We start from the raw sequence: 17,352 nt of genomic DNA, 5'->3' as shown, positions 1-17,352 counted from the left end.
TAAATCTCCTGAAGTTATTTTTTGCTAATCTGAATTTGTAGGTCAAAATCTTGATTGTTATGGTGATAAGTTAAAGTTAGGGAATTTTTATCTATTTTTACCTCCTGAGTTAGTTGATTACCTCGATAAAAAATCTCTGCTTGTTTAGTGGGTTTCAGATATAACTGATTGCCGCGTCTTTCTAAATAGCAGCGAATTTCTTCCCCAGCATGAGAAAAGGTATTCTTATTATATTCTTCACCACCGATGTTAATTCTTCCGGATGTTTTTAAAATATATTTTTGGGTTTCATCTTCATCCTGATGAGATGAGACTTTAATAGTCCAAGCAGTATTTAACCGCAACCAGTGACGAATTCCCAAAATACTCGCTACTATTCCCCCCATTCCCATTAATATAATTGCCAATGCTGGCAACCATAACTGACTCAAGAGATAAGGATTAATCAAACAGGTTTCTTGTCCTCCCGGTGCGGGAGTGCAAAACTCCTGTGCTGTGGGAGCAATATCAACAACTGATAGTTTATATTTATTGCCGTTACTGGCAGTAATTTCTTGGGTTCTTAGATTAATTGGTAGGGAATTAAGCCAGTTTTTTCTTTCCAAACTTTCGGGAGAATTAGCAAGACGAAAAGGGCTATTTTTTGGGGTTTCTATCCACTGTTGCGAAGTAATCCCCGCAGCAGTAGAAAGGGGTGCATCGGTAATCCAAACTACCGACTGGGGTTTGATAGCTTGATTGGCAGTTAAACGACACTGATTTAAGCGTGCCAGTCGAGTATAAACGTGCCATTCTGCGCGCTGAATATCGGTATTTTTAGCACTCTGGCTAGATTGCCAAGGAATCGCTTTTAAAACCGCGTCTATATCTTCCTTTCCGCGAATTAAAATCGGTTCTGCAATCGGTTGGATATTATCAGCAAAGGGAAGTAAATAAACGGAATCGTTATTTTTTAAACTGTCGCGAATAATTTGACCGAGGCGCGTCCGTCCTTCATCATTAAAGTTAACACTACCGGTAAGATCGATCGCTAGGATAACATCTCGTCCCTGCCAACGAGCCACCAAATCTAATCCGAGTTTTTGCCAATCGGTAAGCGGTTCTCCAGGGGATACCGTTAAACAGTCAGCACTTTTCATTTAGCCTCGTTCAAGAGTGAAAAATTGAGCTTATCCCTATCCTTCCGCCATTGTACTAAAAAGTTAATACTTCTTAAAAAGTTTTTTTCGCTTTTATTCTCGACTTACTCTAGGTCATTGTCAATAGTGACCATAGATTAAACTAAATTTTAAAGTTCAGCTGCTCGCGCATTTAAATTGCTTGTTGAGATAAGGCAAGAGGTAACAGCAAAGGGGGAAGATTCAGAGGTTAAAATGTGTCCTAGCTTATCATCTAACCACCTAATCCTAATTCTCGTCTGAGCAATTGAATTGATTTATCCCCAATATAATTATCACTACAGATAATTTCTGGCAGACGAATTAAATCCGATCGCACTTCCTTAATTAGATTTTTAATTAAAGTATAACTCGCTTGATCACTGATAATTGTCTGGGAAGTTCTGGCTAAAACTCTTAACTTATCCGTTTCATGAATTTGAGCGGACATAACTAATAAATCATCACCCCGTAAACTATGAATTAAAATTTCGGCCACCTTAATAATACCGGTGCTAATACTGACAATCCCCAAACGGCTATCGGTGGGTAATTTTTTGATTAATGCCAATTCTTTGCTGTAATCGTAGATATCGATGGGAATGACTCGCAGGTGAAAAGGAGCGGCAATTTCCTCCGCCACACTGATAAAATAGCGACTGGTGACAACAGTGGCAGATTTAGTATTGGCTAAAACTTGGGCTAAATCCTCCATTGCCACTAATTGGACGGGAATTTTGAGGGATTGCTCTAATTCTCTCAACATTAGTTCCCCTGCACCCAAATCGTGACGGGGAATGGTGACAAGAACTTGAGAACTACACTGCGATCGCCAATCGATTTCCGCCAGTAATAACTCGCGAATTTGCTCTAGAGTTAAACCTTGAGCGAGAAAACTGGCTAAACTCTGGCTAATTAGTCGGCCTATTTCTGGATTTTGTTCCAATAGGGGCGAACCCAATAAATTATCGTTTTCATGTCCGCGAGCCTTGACATAAATCCCCGAACCTGCTATGGATTCCACTAACCCATCGTCTTCCAGTTGTTGATAAATTTTACTTATCGTATTACGGTGTAATCCCGTGATCATAGCTAGTTGACGGGTACTAGGTAAACGATGGCCCGGTGGATACTGACGAGAGGCGATAGCGAAGCGAATTTGGTCAAATAATTGCTTAGAGGCGGGTATTTCACTGTCTGGCTGGATTTGGAACTGCATCGGATCACTTCGCTCACAAACTACTTTCGCTGATGCCCATTCTATCATTAGACCCCCTGCAACAATCGGACATCTTCCCTGATCTAAGGGGTTTCCGAGGCAGTATTCAGGAGCCAGAAGCAGCAAAAACCAAGATGTTATACTAAATCCGTTGAGTAACGCACAGAAAACGGGTTTCTCCGAGAAACCCGTTTTCTACTCATGCACTAATAACCAGATTTAGTATTATTTATTTAAACTAGAAAAGCCACTTTTTTGCTGAAAAATAGTTAAAACAATAATTTTAATCCGTCCCCGAAATCCCACTTGTGCGGTAGATAGTCAACAGCTGATTAAGGGGATTGATCCTCGTGGAGAAGTTTTAAGCGATCGCTCAAGGTTTTGGTTAAGCGGACAGTTTCCCGTTTTAGCGAATTTTGTTGATAATCAAGCACATTAATCCCTTGACCGATATTTACTGTTGCTTCGCTTCCCCATCCAGGGTAAGGCTGATTATAACTAATACTTACTGGCAAAATCTTGATATCGGCATCGGGTTTCATCGTCTTGACTTCCAACGCAATCCGCGCTACTCCCGGTTTAAGGGGATGAACCACTCGATCGCGACAGATACCCCCTTCCGGAAAAATCGCCACCATTTCCCCCTCGGCCAAAAGTTCGACACTATGGACCAGACTACCCATACCGGGGTGATCGGTGTTGACGGGAAAACCCCCCAAACGTCGGATAAACCAACCTTGTACCCCTTTCATCTCGTTAGCGGAAACCATAAAGCGCAAATCCCGTCCACTAACTAAGCGTCCCACCGCGTAGGGTAAAATCAAGGCATCCCAACGGGAACGATGGGTAGGTGCCAAGATGACACCTCCCGTTAGGGGGATATTTTCCTGGCCTGTCACCGTTATTTTGCTGAAAAAAGCTGGTAAAACTAGATAGTTTCCCAGAAAATAACAAAAGCGAATTAAACAGGGATTAATTCGGGAATTGACAGGAGGACTTTTTCTAATGGAGAGGGACTCGTCAACGATAGTGCTTTGAGACATCCGAAGTGTTAGGAAAGATCGAGACTTTCTGACCATTTCTACTTTAGAGTAGTTGTCTGGGGGTCGCTATCTTGTCCTGACCAGTTCGGCAATTGTCTTGGGGGATTAATAGTTAGGATTGCGGTTCTACTCCCGATCCTACCGGTGCGATCGAGTTTAATTGCAAAGAGGGATGATCTTCTTTAACTTGCTGTAAATTCCACTCATTTTTGAATAATAAGACGGGACGACCCCAATAATCTTTGACAGTTAAAGTATTAAAGAGTTTACCGGCTTTTTCTAAAGCGGCCCAACCCCCGGCTACCCAACGGGCTAAACTATAGGCTAGGGGTTCGAGGGTAGTTTCGACTCCGTACTCGCTTAAAAGACGGAATTGCACCACTTCAAACTGTAATTGACCGACAGCGGCTAAAATTGGGTCGCGTTTAAATTCATCGATCGAGGATAATATCTGTACGGCCCCTTCTTCCTGTAATTCCGAGACTCCTTTTTGAAACTGTTTGAACTTGGAAGGGTTAGGATTTCTGAGATAGGCGAATAATTCTGGAGAAAAACAGGGAATACCTTCGTATTCGAGCTTTTTACCCATATAAATCGTATCACCGATCGCAAAGACCCCGGGGTTATTCAATCCGATCACATCTCCGGGATAAGCTTCTTCAATAACTGCGCGATCTTGGGCAAAAAGTTTCTGAGGACGGGATAAACGGATAGTTTTACCAGTTCTAGCGTGGTTTACTACCATATCCTTCTCAAATTTCCCCGTACATACCCGCACAAAGGCCACCCGGTCCCGATGTTTGGGGTCCATGTTTGCTTGCAGTTTGAAGACAAAACCGGTGAAATCGGGATAGGTGGGATCAAGGACTCCTAGGGAGGAATTGCGTCCTCTGGGTGGCAATCCATAGTCGAGGAAGGATTCTAGGAATAATTTCACCCCAAAATTGGTCATGGCGCTACCAAAAAAGATCGGGGTCATTTCTCCTGCGTGGACTGCTGGCAAATCCAATTCTGCACCCAATTCCGAGAGCAGTTCTATATCCTCTTTTAACTGGTAATACAGGTCTTTTTCGAGATAATCCTCAATTTTGGGGTCGCCAAGCTCGATCACGGTTTCCTGCGCCTCCTGAGAGCCGTGGGAGCGACGTTCAAACAGGTGTATGGTCTGGGTTGCTCGATCGAAGACTCCCCGAAAGCGATCGCCAATTCCGATCGGCCAATTGACGGGATAGGTTTGTAATCCTAATTCTCGCTCGATTTCGTCCAATAAGTCCAGAGGTTCGCGGCCGGGGCGATCCATTTTGTTAACAAAGGTGAAGATGGGTAACTGACGCAGTTTGCACACTTCAAAGAGTTTTCTCGTTTGCGGTTCCAAACCTTTGGCCGCGTCGATTAACATCACCGCATTATCGGCAGCGGCTAGGGTACGATAGGTATCTTCGCTAAAATCTTGGTGGCCGGGAGTATCGAGGAGATTAATCTGAAAATCACGATAATCGAACTGTAAAACCGTGGAAGTAATCGAAATTCCCCGTTGTTTTTCCATTTCCATCCAGTCGGAGGTGGCTTTGCGTTGGTCGCGTCTTGCTTTGACTGCACCCGCTTGATGGATTGCACCCCCGTATAGTAACAGTTTTTCGGTCAGGGTGGTCTTTCCCGCGTCAGGGTGGGAGATAATGGCAAAATTTCGCCGTTTTTCCAAGACAGCTTCGCTGGTTTCTAGTTCTTTTTCAATTTCGGTCGTCATTCTAAGTTCGATCGCTTTCCTATCTTTCTATTCTAGTTTAGCTGGGGAGTTAGATATCTTTATGGGTCTGATTCTAGGTTAAACTCAATCCGGCTCTGTAAAACCATTTCTGCAATTACCGCTCCTCCTTTACCTTGAGCTAAAACCCGCTCAAAACGGTTGATTAATTCGGGAATATTGATCACTTCCTCTACAGATTCTAGATATCTTTCGACAATTGCCCTGATCTTGTATCTTATCTTAGCTTGCTCCGCAACTTTTTCTAAAATTTCCTCGCAAGTCTGCTCAGTTTTAACCACAAAAGTAATGGGATATTTTTGCACTTTATCAATATCTAAAAAATATTTATCAGCAGCTATCGTTTCCGTAACTTGAAAAAATCGACCTAGGGGTTTCATGACAAAATCTATCCCCCCGTCATTGGCATTTGTTCGACCAGTTTTATATAAAAGTAAGTATTCAGAATTTAAGCGATCAGGCGACCATCCCCAATATATTTTCTGTTCCCCATAATACTCTTTAAGAATTGCATAACTGACAATCTCAAAAACTCTAGCATCAATGTTTGGTCTGAGTAAACTCCGAATAAATTCAATGGCTCTCTGGGGTTCTTGCTGTTGAATATCAATCATCTGTTGACAATAGCTGATAAATTGATTAAATGCTTTTTGTCTTGTTTGCACATAGGCATCAATTATATCTATAATGACCAGGGCAATATTAACTTGATTACCCTCTAGATAAAACTTAATTAAATTCTCATTAATCCAGTATCTATTGGTTTTCACATCTCTAATTATAGGCAGATAAGATAAAGTAGGAAAATACTTTTTAAATTCCTGATTTAATCTCTTCGGGTCTAATTCCCCGCCGCTCGCGGCGTATAATAGAAAAATGAGTGAATACATCCATAAGAGCCATAATGTAAGTGTTTTGCTATATCATTTAGTGTTCCCAGCCAAATATCGTAAAGCCGTTTTCGACGAACAGGTAGATAGCTTGTTAAAAGAAGTCTGTCTAGAGATGGAAAAACGATATGAGATCAAGTTTGTAGAAATTGGAGTGGATAAAGATCATGTGCATTTTCTGGTGCAATCAGTACCGACCTATAGTGTGACAAGGATAGTGACAATGATTAAAAGTATAACGGCGAGAGAAATTTTCAAAAAGTGTCCTCAAGTGAAAAAGCAGTTGTGGGGAGGAGAGTTTTGGAGTGATGGATATTACGCAAGTACGGTAGGAAAGCATGGGGATGAAGGTATGATAGCGAGATATGTAAAAGAACAAGATAAAGAATACCTGCAGCTACACCAAAATCTACAATTGAGTCTATTTTGATTCTGATACCCCGTCCGCTTGCGGCGGGGTAGTTCATTCGATGATTGAGAGCATGATTTTGTAATTTATCGCCAAAAGGAAGCTCCCTTTGCCTGCGAAAAAGTGTCATATACTGAGCGCCTTGATAATCGTCGTATCCATCCTTAAGATGAAACTCATTATTAATATAGTCTTCCACTAAAACATAAATGGCATAATGGTTAGCCAATCCTGCTCGGGATTTAGAACCTCGATTAGCGGCTCTAGTTTTAATGTTCAAATATTGCAATAACTCACTAGCATTTAAAATGCTATTTCCCCGATTGGGAAAGTAATTATCGATAATTTTAATAATTATCTTGGTGAATTCATGCTTGACTATCGACATCGAAAAGACTCTCCTGTACAAAGTTAGATTCTTGTTTATTTTCGCTTTTTCTACTATAGCTTTTTTGAGGAGGGAGTAACTTTTCTCCCTTGTATTCTTGCCATCCGAGAATCCGTCGAAGACCAATTTTTAAATACTCCTCTTGTAATTCTATACTAATAGAAATTCTTCCCAAACGTTTAGCTACAGCTGCAGCTGTAAAAGTTCCGGCAAATGGATCAAGCACAATTCCACTCTTGTCAGTGCTGGCCAAAATAATTCTTTCTAGCAATGATTCAGGTTTTTGTGAGGGATGATTTTCGTATTCATCCATGCGATATCTTACCCTAGGGAAATACCAGACATTGCCCGGTACTTTCTCTGTATTGTATTGACTGGGAATCGCTTTTCTATAATCAATTAGTTTTCGTTTTGCTCCAGTTTTTGCTTCTATCTTAATATCCTTTGAATTAAAAGTGTAATTATTTTTATCTTTCACACAGTGAAGTATTGGTTCATACATCGAACCAAAGTATTTTGTTGCTTGTACTCCTGAACTATCATAATGCCAGATAATACGACTAAGAATCGTCATTTTTTGTCTTAAGTAAAGATCGAAGTAAGGCATTGCTTGAGTGCTGGCCATAACATATAATGTTCCCTGGGGTTTCAAGATGCGAAGGCAATGATCAAGAATTTGATTTGCCCAATTTATATAATCATTTTCCGATTCCCATTTGTCGTAAAAATCGGCAAAATGCTTACCTATATTATAGGGAGGATCGAGAAAAATTAGATCTACGGAATTAGAGGCAATCTCACTGGATAAAATCGGCAAAGAATCACCGTGAAATATAACTTGTTCATCAGCTTCGTATCGTTTAAACATGATCATTTTTTCAATTTAAAGTAGTTGGATTTTTACTAGAAAATGGTTCAATTTTTAATCTCCTTGACAACTAGGTTAAGATAATCTTCATCCTAGTATTAGATAACTTGTAGTAAATTTCTTGCTACTGCTTCCACTACAGTAATAGGAACAGCGTTTCCGAATTGTTTTTTGGCAATAGCTGGCTGTGGATGATAGATAAAATTATCGGGGAATCCTTGTAATTTACGCGCATCTTGGGGAGTAATTTCTCGAAACTTTTTGGGTTTATAGATTTTCTTTAAAAACAATTGTTTGTATTCTTGGGGATGAGTAGCGGTAATTGAAATAGTAGCAATATAATCTTTAGCACCCGTAGCGGTTAGGGTAGGAATAATATCGGCCGTCGGTAAAATAATCCGATAAATGCCGTTAATTCCCGTCATATTTTTTGAGTTAATAAATTCATACTTACCCTCCTGCGTTTGCCAACAAATCCCCAGAGAAACTAACTGATTTAGTTCCTCGATTTTTAGATCGGGTATAATTTCCAAAAAAGCAGAAAAAGCCACGGGATGACCATCTTTTTCGCCATACTTTTTACTGCGTCTTAATTTCAGCAAAGCTAAACAGATACTTTTTTGTCGTTCCGTAGTTTTGATAATATCCCAAGAATGAATAGTGGTGTGACCATTTCTTAGATCAGAAAAAATAAAGAAGTCATTTAATTCATCTTCTTTTTGAAAACGAGTTCTCGATGGAGGAACAAACCCATTAAATAAAGTATCTGCGGATAACTTAACTTTCTCGACGGGTTGAATATTCTTGATGTCTTCTAAAATATCTAAAACCTTCGGATGGATACCCAAAGGTAAGGGAAATTTAAACCGCTCATAGTTGTCTATATCTTGTCTAATTCCTGCGATAAAAACTCTCTCTCGATTCTGGGGTAAACCAAAATCGTAGGCATTTAATAACTGCCAGTAAACTTGATAACCACAGCTAGTTAATTCATCGATAATTAACTCTAAATTCTCCCGATTGCGAGGACTAGCTAACCCACTGACATTCTCGAAAATAAAGCTTTTCGGTTGACTTTTCTGGACTAATTTAATCACATCAAACCAGAGTTTTCCCCGGGGATCCTCAAATCCCCGTAAACATCCCGCCACCGACCAAGGTTGACAGGGAACGCCGCCGACAATAAGATCAAGATTATCGGGTAAATTGCTAATTTTACTCACATCTCCGAAAGCAATTTCATCCCTGTTGAGATAGCTAATAAAATTTTGTTGATAAACTTGGATTGCCTGTTTATCGATTTCTGAATAGCCTAAACAACGTCCTCCCAATTTCTCCAAAGCGATTCTAAAACCACCGATTCCCGCGAATAAATCGACAAAACGATACTGGGGATGGGTAATAACTAGATGTAGGGGTAATTGGGTTTGTGTGCTGACTTTAACTGTGGTTTTCAAGGGTAAATAATTCCTTTTCACCGTCTGGGAAGATACCTGTCTGTACTAACTATTTTAGTATAACTTAAGTTTTTTTTCTAGAAACCTCCTGCAAATTTCCTGTCTCCTGAATTGAAAGAGGGTGTAGGGTGTGGGGTGTAGGGTGTGGGGAGTTTTCTCAGTGAACTGATAACTGATAACTGATAACTGATAACTGACTCATCACCTAACGGAAGATTTTTGATTTTTGCAGGAGATCTATCGAGTCGAGGAATACTCGTAGTCTTCGATAATGTGGAGAAGTCGCATAGCTGAACTACAGGATTCTTCTAAAATTTCCTGTTTCTCCTGAGAATCTTCGATTAAATCTTCAGATACTAGACGCAAAGAACCTAAAAGACTATTAAGACTGCTTCTCGCTTCGTAGGATAAATAAGCTTTTCTTTTTTGCTCATCTTCCCTATTCTTAGAGTCAGCCCCTTTGCTATCACTAAATTGCAGAGCGTGTAAATGGGCATAATGACCACCTTGAGCCAATAATTCCTCATGATTGCCGATTTCTGCCACTTTTCCCTTGTCCAGCACCACAATTTGATAGGCTTTTTGAACAGTGGAAAGACGGTGAGCGATCACAAGAGTAGTGCGCTCGCGACAGAGTTCATCGATCGCTTCCTGTACTAAACGCTCAGAAATTGTATCCAAAGCACTGGTAGCTTCATCGAGAATGAGAATATCTGGATCTCGCAGTAAGGCACGAGCGATCGCTAATCTTTGCTTTTGTCCTCCCGAAAGTCTTACTCCCCGATCGCCAATTTCCGTATCCAATCCTTCCGGCAGTTTGGAGATAAACTCGTAGGCATTCGCCCTTTTTGTCGCTGCTACAATTTCTGCATCACTAACATCGCTTAATCCGTAGGCAATATTAAAACGGAGAGAATTATTAAAGAGAAAAGTGTCTTGACTGACTATTCCCATGGCTTTTCTCAGAGATTTGATCTCATAATCCCTTAAATCTTGACCATCAAAAAGAATTCTCCCGGCTGTGGGATCATAAAAGCGTGGTAATAAATCAGCAATTGTCGATTTTCCCGCCCCCGAAGCACCAACAAGAGCGATCATTTTTCCTTTTGGAATCCACAGATCGATGCCCTTGAGAACTAATTCTTGATGACCAGGATAGGAAAATTGGACGTTATCAAAATGAATACCTGTCTCTAATCTTTGATAGGGAATAGAGCCATTAGTCATAAATGGTTTATTCTCTCGAATGAGAAAATCGGCTACCACCTCCACTGCTGAAACATCACCCAATAGACTACCCCTAGCACTGTTAATTTGACTAACCATCGGCAAGGCCCGGAAAAGCACATAGAGATAGGTCAATAAAATTGTCGCTAAAGCTTGCAGTTGTTCATTGAAAAGATAACGACCAGCAATGATAATTAAAGCAATAATAACAACTCCACCGATCTCATTGAGCGGGGCGATTATAGCATTATTAGTCTGGGCATCTAAACCTGCTTTCTCCCTAGCTTCGATATCTTCTACAATAGATTCTAATTCGTATCTTTCATTTCCTACCGCTTTAATTAGCCGAATTCCCGTTAACAGTTCCAACAGTTTATTAGTTTGCTGTTTAGCCGTTACGGTGATAATCTCTCCAAACTTTTTCGATCTCTTGACAAAATATTGATTAAGCAGACCTAAAAAGCCACCCAAAACACTAGAAAGAATAGTTAATTGCCAAGAAATTGATAATAAAATAGCCAAGTACATGAAAGCTGTGGCGATGACCTTAATCAGGTTTATGTAATTTCTAATTGATGCTACAGCCCGATTAATCTCGGACATAAAACGATTAAAAATATCTCCTATTTTACTTTTTACATAATAATCTATATCCACTTCTAGCAGCAGAATAACTGAATCAATTCGCATATCTTTTGCCATAATTAAAGACAAGTAAGTGCCTAGCAAATTACTGACAAAATTGGTAATATGCTTGAGGATTAAAACCCCTAATATCGCCGCAAACATCCAGAAAAAACGAGTATCGACCGAGAAAATCTCAAAAACTGAGAGCAGCTTTTTGATAATTTGGGGGGCATTTTTTAAGAGATCATTTTCAGGATTAATAAAAGAAATTAGCAAAGGGATAACTAAAACAGTTCCTACCCCATTAAATATGGTACTGGCAAAGCCTATAATAATGCTGGAAACCACTAATATCCAGTGTTTCAGCGTATATTTAAGCAGAATTTGATTAGGATTCATCGCAAGTAATAAAGTAAATAGTCAACGGTCAATTATCCTACTCGCTAGACTCTAATATTTCCCTTCCAGAGAAGTAATTAGCCGAGAAAGAGTTGTCGCCATGGCGGTGGTACTATAGGAGGCGATACAGCGCTCTCTCGCTTTTAGTCCTCGTGCATTAGCCGAGTCGAGATGATTAAAAACTTCGCTAATCATAGCAGCTAGTTGCTCTGGCGATCTAGGTTCGACTAAATAGCCAATATCAGCTAAAATTTCGGGAATATCTGCCACTTTAGTGGAAATAATCGGTTTAGCCATGGCCATACCATCGGTGAGTTTAATCGGAAATTGGGCGTTAGCCGTAGCTTCATCCCTCTGGGGAACGATAATAGCATGGGCAGCGGCGATAACTTCCGGCATTTGATCGCTCGGTTGAGCAGGTAAATGAATTAACCAAGGTTGACCTTTTTCTAGCAAGCTATCCAGATAACCATCCCCGATTTGGCGACCTCCCACCACCACCAATTTAAAATCAGGATCACCAATTTGATCTAAAGCGATTAAGACATCTTCTAAACCTTTGTGGGGTCTAGCTGTACCCGGGAACATTAAGACTTTATAGGCAGATAAACCGTATTTTTGACGACAAGCGACAGGATCGTAGAGATTGGGATCGAAAAGTTGCGTATCCTTGCCATTCGGTAAATAAATCCCCCCATAACGCTTTTGCAAAAATTGATTATTAACCGTCACCGCATCAGCGCGGTTAATTAAATTTTCCATCCAACGCAGATAAAGAGGGTGATTCGGATCCCTAAGCGCACCATTTTTTTTGAGGATATCCCTAGCTAATTGTCGAGGATAAGGACGATAGGACCATCGATCGCCACCAAACCAACTCATTTCCCAATCGTCAATATCGAGAATTAGGGGACGTGGGGAAAAAAAACGTTTCAGTAAACCGATGCCGAAACTGGTGGGACGGGGTTTAACCGCATAGATAATCTCTCCGGAGATGCGATCGAGTAAAGTTTTGATCTGGCCAAAAAACTGGGGATAATTATTGCCTTTGACCGATACCACCGGTAAACTCTGCGGTGGGGTGGGATAGATTTCCCGGCCAAAAATCGGACCATAAACCGTCACCTGACAGTTTAGCTGTTGCAAGACTTGAGCAATCAAATAGACTCTTGTGCCACCACCACCGGATAAATCTGGTGCTAAAACAGAGATTTTTTTGTTCACGATCGCCGCTCAATCCAGATTATCTAGCACGATAGGAGAATGTTAATCGATGTTAACGTTCTTGTCAATCTTAAACGGACTTAACATTAATACCCCCAGAGATAGACTAGACAAAGAAAACTAACATATACATAGCCGAGACGACTAACTGAGTAAACATCACTGGTAAACCGTAGCGCAGAAAGGTATGAAAGGTAATTTTGCCTCCGTGTTGTTCGGCGATGCCGGCGGCGACAATATTAGAAGAAGCCCCTACTAAAGTACCATTACCCCCTAGGGTTGCCCCATACATCATCGCATAGAAAAGCGGTAAAACTTCTGGGGGAAAGGAACCGGCATAATCGGCAGAAAGAACCTCCGTCCCGACTAAATTAACATTAACAAGGTACTGTTTCAGTAGTGGAACCATGGCCACCACTAAGGGAATATTCGGAACAACACTGGAAACAAGGCCAACAAAAAACAGCAAGACTAGAGAACCTAAAAAGATATTTTGTCCTAAAATTATCGACAGAAATCCCGATACACTATTAACTACCCCAGTTTTTTCTAAGCCGCCAATTAGGACAAAAATTGACATAAAAAATAATAGGGTACTCCAGTCCACATCTCGGAGAATATTATGCACCGTATCTATCTTCGATTGCTGGGCTAAAAGTAGGGCTAAAGCTGCCCCCATCAGAGCAACTGCCGCCGGAGCAAGGGGTACGGGAAAAGATTCACCGACGACGAATAAAAATAAGACCAAAAAGACGATAATTCCTCCCAGAGCTAGGACGCGCGGATGATTAATTTGCGGATGGGGTAAGTCTTCTAAATGCTCGAATTTTGTTCGCCAGATTTTGGGGAATAACCAAGGTAACATAACCAGAATGGTAATCACTGCCAAGGCCCCACCTAAACTCAAACGCTGTAGGTATTCCATGAAGGTGATGTTAATAGAATCACCGACGATATAAGTAGCAGGATCACCAACAATAGTTAATAATCCTGCACTGTTGGCCACGAAAACCATCAGGATTAAGAGCGGCACAAAATCCACCCCTATATCTTGAGCTAGGGGCGGAATTAAAGGTGCTAATAACATCACCGTTGTAGCGTTGGGCAATACTGCACAGATTGGGGTAGTAATAGCGACAATTCCTATTAGTAATAATTTGCCTTGTCCCTTGGCTAAAAGCACCATTTGTGCTGCTAAATAATCAAAAATTTTCGTTGGTTCAAAGGCTCTTACTAACACCATCACCCCAAAAAATAGGGCGAGAGTGGCATAACTGCGACTGATATAACCCACCGCCTCCTGGAGAGTCATGATATGGGTAAAAACTAAGATTAAAGCTCCCAGTAAAGCCGCTACAGTAATATGAAGCCACTCGAACATAATAACCACAATGACTGCAACAAAAGTCATCGCAGCAATCCACATTGGTAAAGATTCCAGCATTTTTGATCCTATTTTTACTCTTGGTTTCTCGATACAACTAAAAGTTTGCTCGAAAAATGTACAGCAAACTCATAGAAAATATGGTTATCTACGGAAAATCTTAAAATTGTTGTGATCGGTAAGCTGACATGAGAATCCCCATAAACAATGTCTCCTGTAAGTTATGACTATCAAGTAGTACCAGCGACATAACTGAACCGATCAAGACATTACTAGGAATGTAGTGATGCTTCAGTCTTCCCCCCCACGCCTACGAAGTTAGCTGACGGGCTAGGATAGAGAGATATCCTTTTCTAGGCTAAAAAATCTAGAAATACGCCCCCAAATGTGGTTCCTCCGCTCCGAATTTGTCTAGCTAATATCTAGCATAGAAACTCGGATTAGGCTGACTTACTCTGTTTAGTGATCCACCATAGCATACTAACCCAAAAAAAACGATATAGCCCTATACCAGACCTATCCTGTCGGTTATCCCCCGGGTTGCTAGGATAGAACAATGATAAGCTAATAGCCAACGACTGACCGCCATAGCGGCCACATCAGCAATTTCTATGAATAGAAGACCTCGTTATACTCCTCCTCGATCGCGTGATCGTGATTATGACCGCTCCTATGGCGATGACTCCCGCGCTTCGTCCCCCGGAGGCCTATTGGCAAAATTAAACTATACCATGATCGCCCTGATTGGTGGTATTTTTGTACTAGGAGTTGGTCTCGGTCTGGTATTCAGTTCCACTGCCAATTTTAGCCCCGAAAACGTCGCTTCCCGAGAAGTAATCGATCGCAGCGCCCCCAATGCGGAATTATGCGTGCAATTTGGGGCCAGTGCCATTGTCACCGATTTGCGGGTTTATGTCACTCTTAACCCCTTTAATGTTTTTGTTACCCAACCAGTCATGCAACCCGGTTGCGTTTTGCGACGCAATAACTGGTCAATTTTAGAACAACAAAAATTAGTCGATGGACAGCAGGTACAAAGTTGTAAAAACCGGATGAATACCTTTGGTTATACCGGCCCTCTGGAAGGCAAACCGAAAATCGATTGTATCTTCCAAAATGAGGCTGGGGGTAATCTTTTCGTTAATCCCGCCGGTGCTGTGGGCCCCAGACCAGATACAGATAAATTCTAAACTAGAAAAGTTCTTTCTCCTGACTGAGGTCTAATGAGTTAGCCATTGGGCCGTAGTCACAACAAAAATCCCGCCAGCTTTTTTTAAAAAAGGCTGGATTTTATCGATCAGATGATCGAGTTGTTCGTCACTATTACAAACCGTCATAATATAGCTACCACTGTAATCACAATCCAAGTCATCACAGGATAAACCTCGATCGCCTTTTCCCGAAGCATTGCCAAGGACGGTATAACCGGAAACTCCGACAACATCAAGAACGTTTAAGGTTTCTTCCAGAAAAGCATGACTAACAATTATTTCTACTTTTTTGACAGTTTGTAGGGAAGGATGAGGGGATTCAAGCATGGTAGTTAAGTACAAAAAGGACAAGTGAAATAGAAAAAATTTGACAGGAATTATTTAAAACTGACCTAGCTTTTTAGACTCCACAGCCAATGATTTTAATCATCTCTAGGTACAGAGGAATACCGATGATGATATTGAAAGGAAAAGTTAAAGCCAAGGCCATAGAAACGTATAAACTAGGATTAGCTTCAGGAACAGTCATTCTCATGGCCGCAGGAACAGCAATATAAGAGGCACTGGCACACAAAACAGCGAATAATAAAGCATTGCCCTGTTCAAATCCGAGAACCTTAGCGATGAGAATCCCCACCATAGCATTGATAACGGGAATGAACACCGAAAAACCGATGAGAAAAGAACCAGTTTTGCCTAATTCTCGGATTCTTTTCGCCGCCACTAATCCCATATCAAGGAGAAAGAAAGTTAACGCACCATAAAAAATCCCTTGAGTGAAAGGTTGTAATTTTTCCCAGCCTTTTTCCCCCGTGAGCATACCAATAATAACACTACCGACTAAGAGAAATACTGAGCCATTTAAAAAGGCTTCATGTAAAACTTTTGACCAAGAAAACGCTTCTTCTTCGCCATTTTTCTCTTTAAAGACTCGCACCAGGATTAAACCCACTACAATCGCTGGCGATTCCATTAAAGCTAAGGCCGCTACCATGTGACCGCCATAGGAAATATGAAGTTTTTCTAAAAAAGAACTGGCGGTGATGAAAGTAACGGCACTAATGGAACCATAGGCTGCTGCGATCGCTGCCGCATTGGCACTATCGAGTTTAATTTTCAGGATAAAGAAACTGTAAATGGGAACGATGCAAGCCATAACCACAGAGGCAATCAACGTTAAAGCGATTTGGTTATTGATGCCACTTTCCGCTAGTTCATAACCTCCCTTGAAACCAATCGCCATCAACAGATAGAGAGAAAATAGTTTAGGCAGTGGTTGGGGAATCTCTAGGTCGGATTTAAAAAATACTGCCAGCATTCCTAAGAAAAAGAACAAAACCGGCGGATTGAGAATATTGAACAGGATTAAGCTGCCATCCATAGGTTTGCGTACATTGAGTTATTCCAATCTATACTATTCAATTTTGAGAATACTGGCAAAATGTTAAGTAGTCGTGCAAAATTAATTTCCTAGTCGAGACTCCGAGACAGGAGACAGGAGACGGGAGACGGGATGCAGCTATTAGGGATCGGATTTGAGTTTTCAGTTCTCTGTTTGCTCACCACCGCAGAAGTCTGACGGAGTAGTGGCTTAGATGTGTAATTAATTGTGCTTAGATACTTAAGAACCAGATTAAAACGCTTAACAATGGCCGCTCAAAACAATTAAGATGGGTGATGTTTCAGTGATCAGCTATCTTGAAGCCGTCAGCTTTTCTCCCCCCTCCCCTCTCCCTTTTCCCCCTCTACAATAGACCTTTTGTAAAAACCAAAAATTGTTGCTAGGGTTAGGAGTCAGGAGTCAGGAGTCAGGAGTCAGGAGAATTAAGAATGAATAATAATCAGTTAAATAGTCTATTTACACACTTTATGCCATTTAATCCTTATTTTTGCCGTTTTTGAACCGTGAAAAATTAATTAGGGCTTGCTGAATAATGGTAAAACCCTTTTAAAATAAGGCTTTTGACCTGTTAAAGTCCGATGTTCATGCTGCGAAAATAGGATTGGGACTTTCAAAAACCTTGCATTATCCTTCTTGTAGTACATCGCTTGGTACAAAAAACAAGGGCAACAAAGCCTGAAAC

13 protein-coding genes, 2 pseudogenes and 1 riboswitch are annotated in these 17,352 nt (G+C 40.9%); of the genes and pseudogenes, 2 read left to right on the top strand and 13 right to left on the bottom strand.

The genetic code is table 11. The features are described from left to right. Nucleotides 1-14: 14 nt before the first annotated feature. The 5 genes and pseudogenes from IQ234_RS09985 to IQ234_RS09965 form a co-directional block, all read right to left on the bottom strand. Complete coding sequence (locus IQ234_RS09985) at nucleotides 15-1,139, bottom strand: vWA domain-containing protein (RefSeq protein WP_193956981.1); 1,125 nt, start codon at nucleotides 1,137-1,139, stop codon at nucleotides 15-17. Nucleotides 1,140-1,392: 253 nt separating this feature from the next. Further along, the gene (locus IQ234_RS09980) at nucleotides 1,393-2,424 is read right to left on the bottom strand and encodes a GntR family transcriptional regulator (protein ID WP_193956980.1); all 1,032 of its coding nucleotides are present in this window, start codon (nucleotides 2,422-2,424) and stop codon (nucleotides 1,393-1,395) included. A 284-nt stretch (nucleotides 2,425-2,708) separates the two neighbouring features. Beyond that, the gene (locus tag IQ234_RS09975; protein ID WP_193956979.1) at nucleotides 2,709-3,419 is read right to left on the bottom strand and encodes a lysophospholipid acyltransferase family protein; all 711 of its coding nucleotides are present in this window, start codon (nucleotides 3,417-3,419) and stop codon (nucleotides 2,709-2,711) included. A gap of 112 nt (nucleotides 3,420-3,531) precedes the next feature. Continuing rightward, nucleotides 3,532-5,166, bottom strand: coding sequence for a peptide chain release factor 3 (gene prfC, locus IQ234_RS09970; RefSeq protein ID WP_002732604.1), 1,635 nt, complete (start codon nucleotides 5,164-5,166; stop codon nucleotides 3,532-3,534). A gap of 59 nt (nucleotides 5,167-5,225) precedes the next feature. Then, a pseudogene (locus IQ234_RS09965) lies at nucleotides 5,226-6,017 on the bottom strand (restriction endonuclease); the annotation flags it as partial. 43 nt (nucleotides 6,018-6,060) lie between these two features. Here IQ234_RS09965 and tnpA point away from each other — a divergent pair. Further along, complete coding sequence (tnpA, locus tag IQ234_RS09960; RefSeq protein ID WP_002740761.1) at nucleotides 6,061-6,504, top strand: IS200/IS605 family transposase; 444 nt, start codon at nucleotides 6,061-6,063, stop codon at nucleotides 6,502-6,504. A gap of 31 nt (nucleotides 6,505-6,535) precedes the next feature. On the opposite strand, the pseudogene IQ234_RS21765 reads toward tnpA, so the two are convergent. The 6 genes and pseudogenes from IQ234_RS21765 to IQ234_RS09935 all read right to left on the bottom strand — a co-directional run. Next, nucleotides 6,536-6,871: pseudogene (locus IQ234_RS21765) on the bottom strand (restriction endonuclease); the annotation flags it as partial. Beyond that, nucleotides 6,852-7,739: an adenine-specific DNA-methyltransferase gene (gene yhdJ / locus IQ234_RS09955; protein WP_193956978.1), complete on the bottom strand. Its 888-nt coding sequence runs from the start codon at nucleotides 7,737-7,739 to the stop codon at nucleotides 6,852-6,854. The gene yhdJ and the pseudogene IQ234_RS21765, both read right to left, overlap by 20 nt. Nucleotides 7,740-7,837: 98 nt before the next feature. After that, nucleotides 7,838-9,196 carry a DNA cytosine methyltransferase gene (locus tag IQ234_RS09950; RefSeq protein WP_193956977.1) on the bottom strand — a complete coding sequence of 453 codons (1,359 nt, stop codon included), beginning with the start codon at nucleotides 9,194-9,196 and terminating at the stop codon, nucleotides 7,838-7,840. 237 nt (nucleotides 9,197-9,433) lie between these two features. Further along, nucleotides 9,434-11,449 carry an ABC transporter ATP-binding protein gene (locus IQ234_RS09945; RefSeq protein WP_193956976.1) on the bottom strand — a complete coding sequence of 672 codons (2,016 nt, stop codon included), beginning with the start codon at nucleotides 11,447-11,449 and terminating at the stop codon, nucleotides 9,434-9,436. Between the two features lie 51 nt (nucleotides 11,450-11,500). After that, a complete protein-coding gene (locus IQ234_RS21760) occupies nucleotides 11,501-12,673 on the bottom strand; it encodes a glycosyltransferase (protein ID WP_110579214.1) in 1,173 nt (390 codons plus the stop codon). Nucleotides 12,674-12,779: 106 nt separating this feature from the next. Beyond that, entirely contained in the window at nucleotides 12,780-14,117 is a 1,338-nt protein-coding gene (locus IQ234_RS09935; protein ID WP_193956975.1) for an ArsB/NhaD family transporter, read from the bottom strand. A 232-nt stretch (nucleotides 14,118-14,349) separates the two neighbouring features. Further along, a riboswitch (cyclic di-AMP (ydaO/yuaA leader) is annotated at nucleotides 14,350-14,480 on the bottom strand. A 188-nt stretch (nucleotides 14,481-14,668) separates the two neighbouring features. On the opposite strand from IQ234_RS09935, the gene IQ234_RS09930 reads away from it, so the two are divergent. Then, nucleotides 14,669-15,247, top strand: a complete 579-nt coding sequence (locus tag IQ234_RS09930) for a DUF3172 domain-containing protein (RefSeq protein ID WP_193956974.1) — start codon at nucleotides 14,669-14,671, stop codon at nucleotides 15,245-15,247. Between the two features lie 30 nt (nucleotides 15,248-15,277). On the opposite strand, the gene IQ234_RS09925 is transcribed toward IQ234_RS09930, so the two are convergent. Both IQ234_RS09925 and IQ234_RS09920 read right to left on the bottom strand, forming a co-directional pair. Beyond that, a complete protein-coding gene (locus IQ234_RS09925; RefSeq protein WP_193956973.1) occupies nucleotides 15,278-15,595 on the bottom strand; it encodes a P-II family nitrogen regulator in 318 nt (105 codons plus the stop codon). Nucleotides 15,596-15,668: 73 nt separating this feature from the next. Next, nucleotides 15,669-16,649, bottom strand: coding sequence for a sodium-dependent bicarbonate transport family permease (locus tag IQ234_RS09920; RefSeq protein WP_193956972.1), 981 nt, complete (start codon nucleotides 16,647-16,649; stop codon nucleotides 15,669-15,671). Nucleotides 16,650-17,352: the final 703 nt, after the last annotated feature.

The organism is Microcystis aeruginosa LEGE 91341 (assembly GCF_015206885.1).
GTDB classification, from domain to species: Bacteria; Cyanobacteriota; Cyanobacteriia; order Cyanobacteriales; family Microcystaceae; genus Microcystis; species Microcystis aeruginosa_H.
Note: the sequence above shows the minus strand (reverse complement) of the source record. Positions and strands in the feature narration are given on the sequence as shown.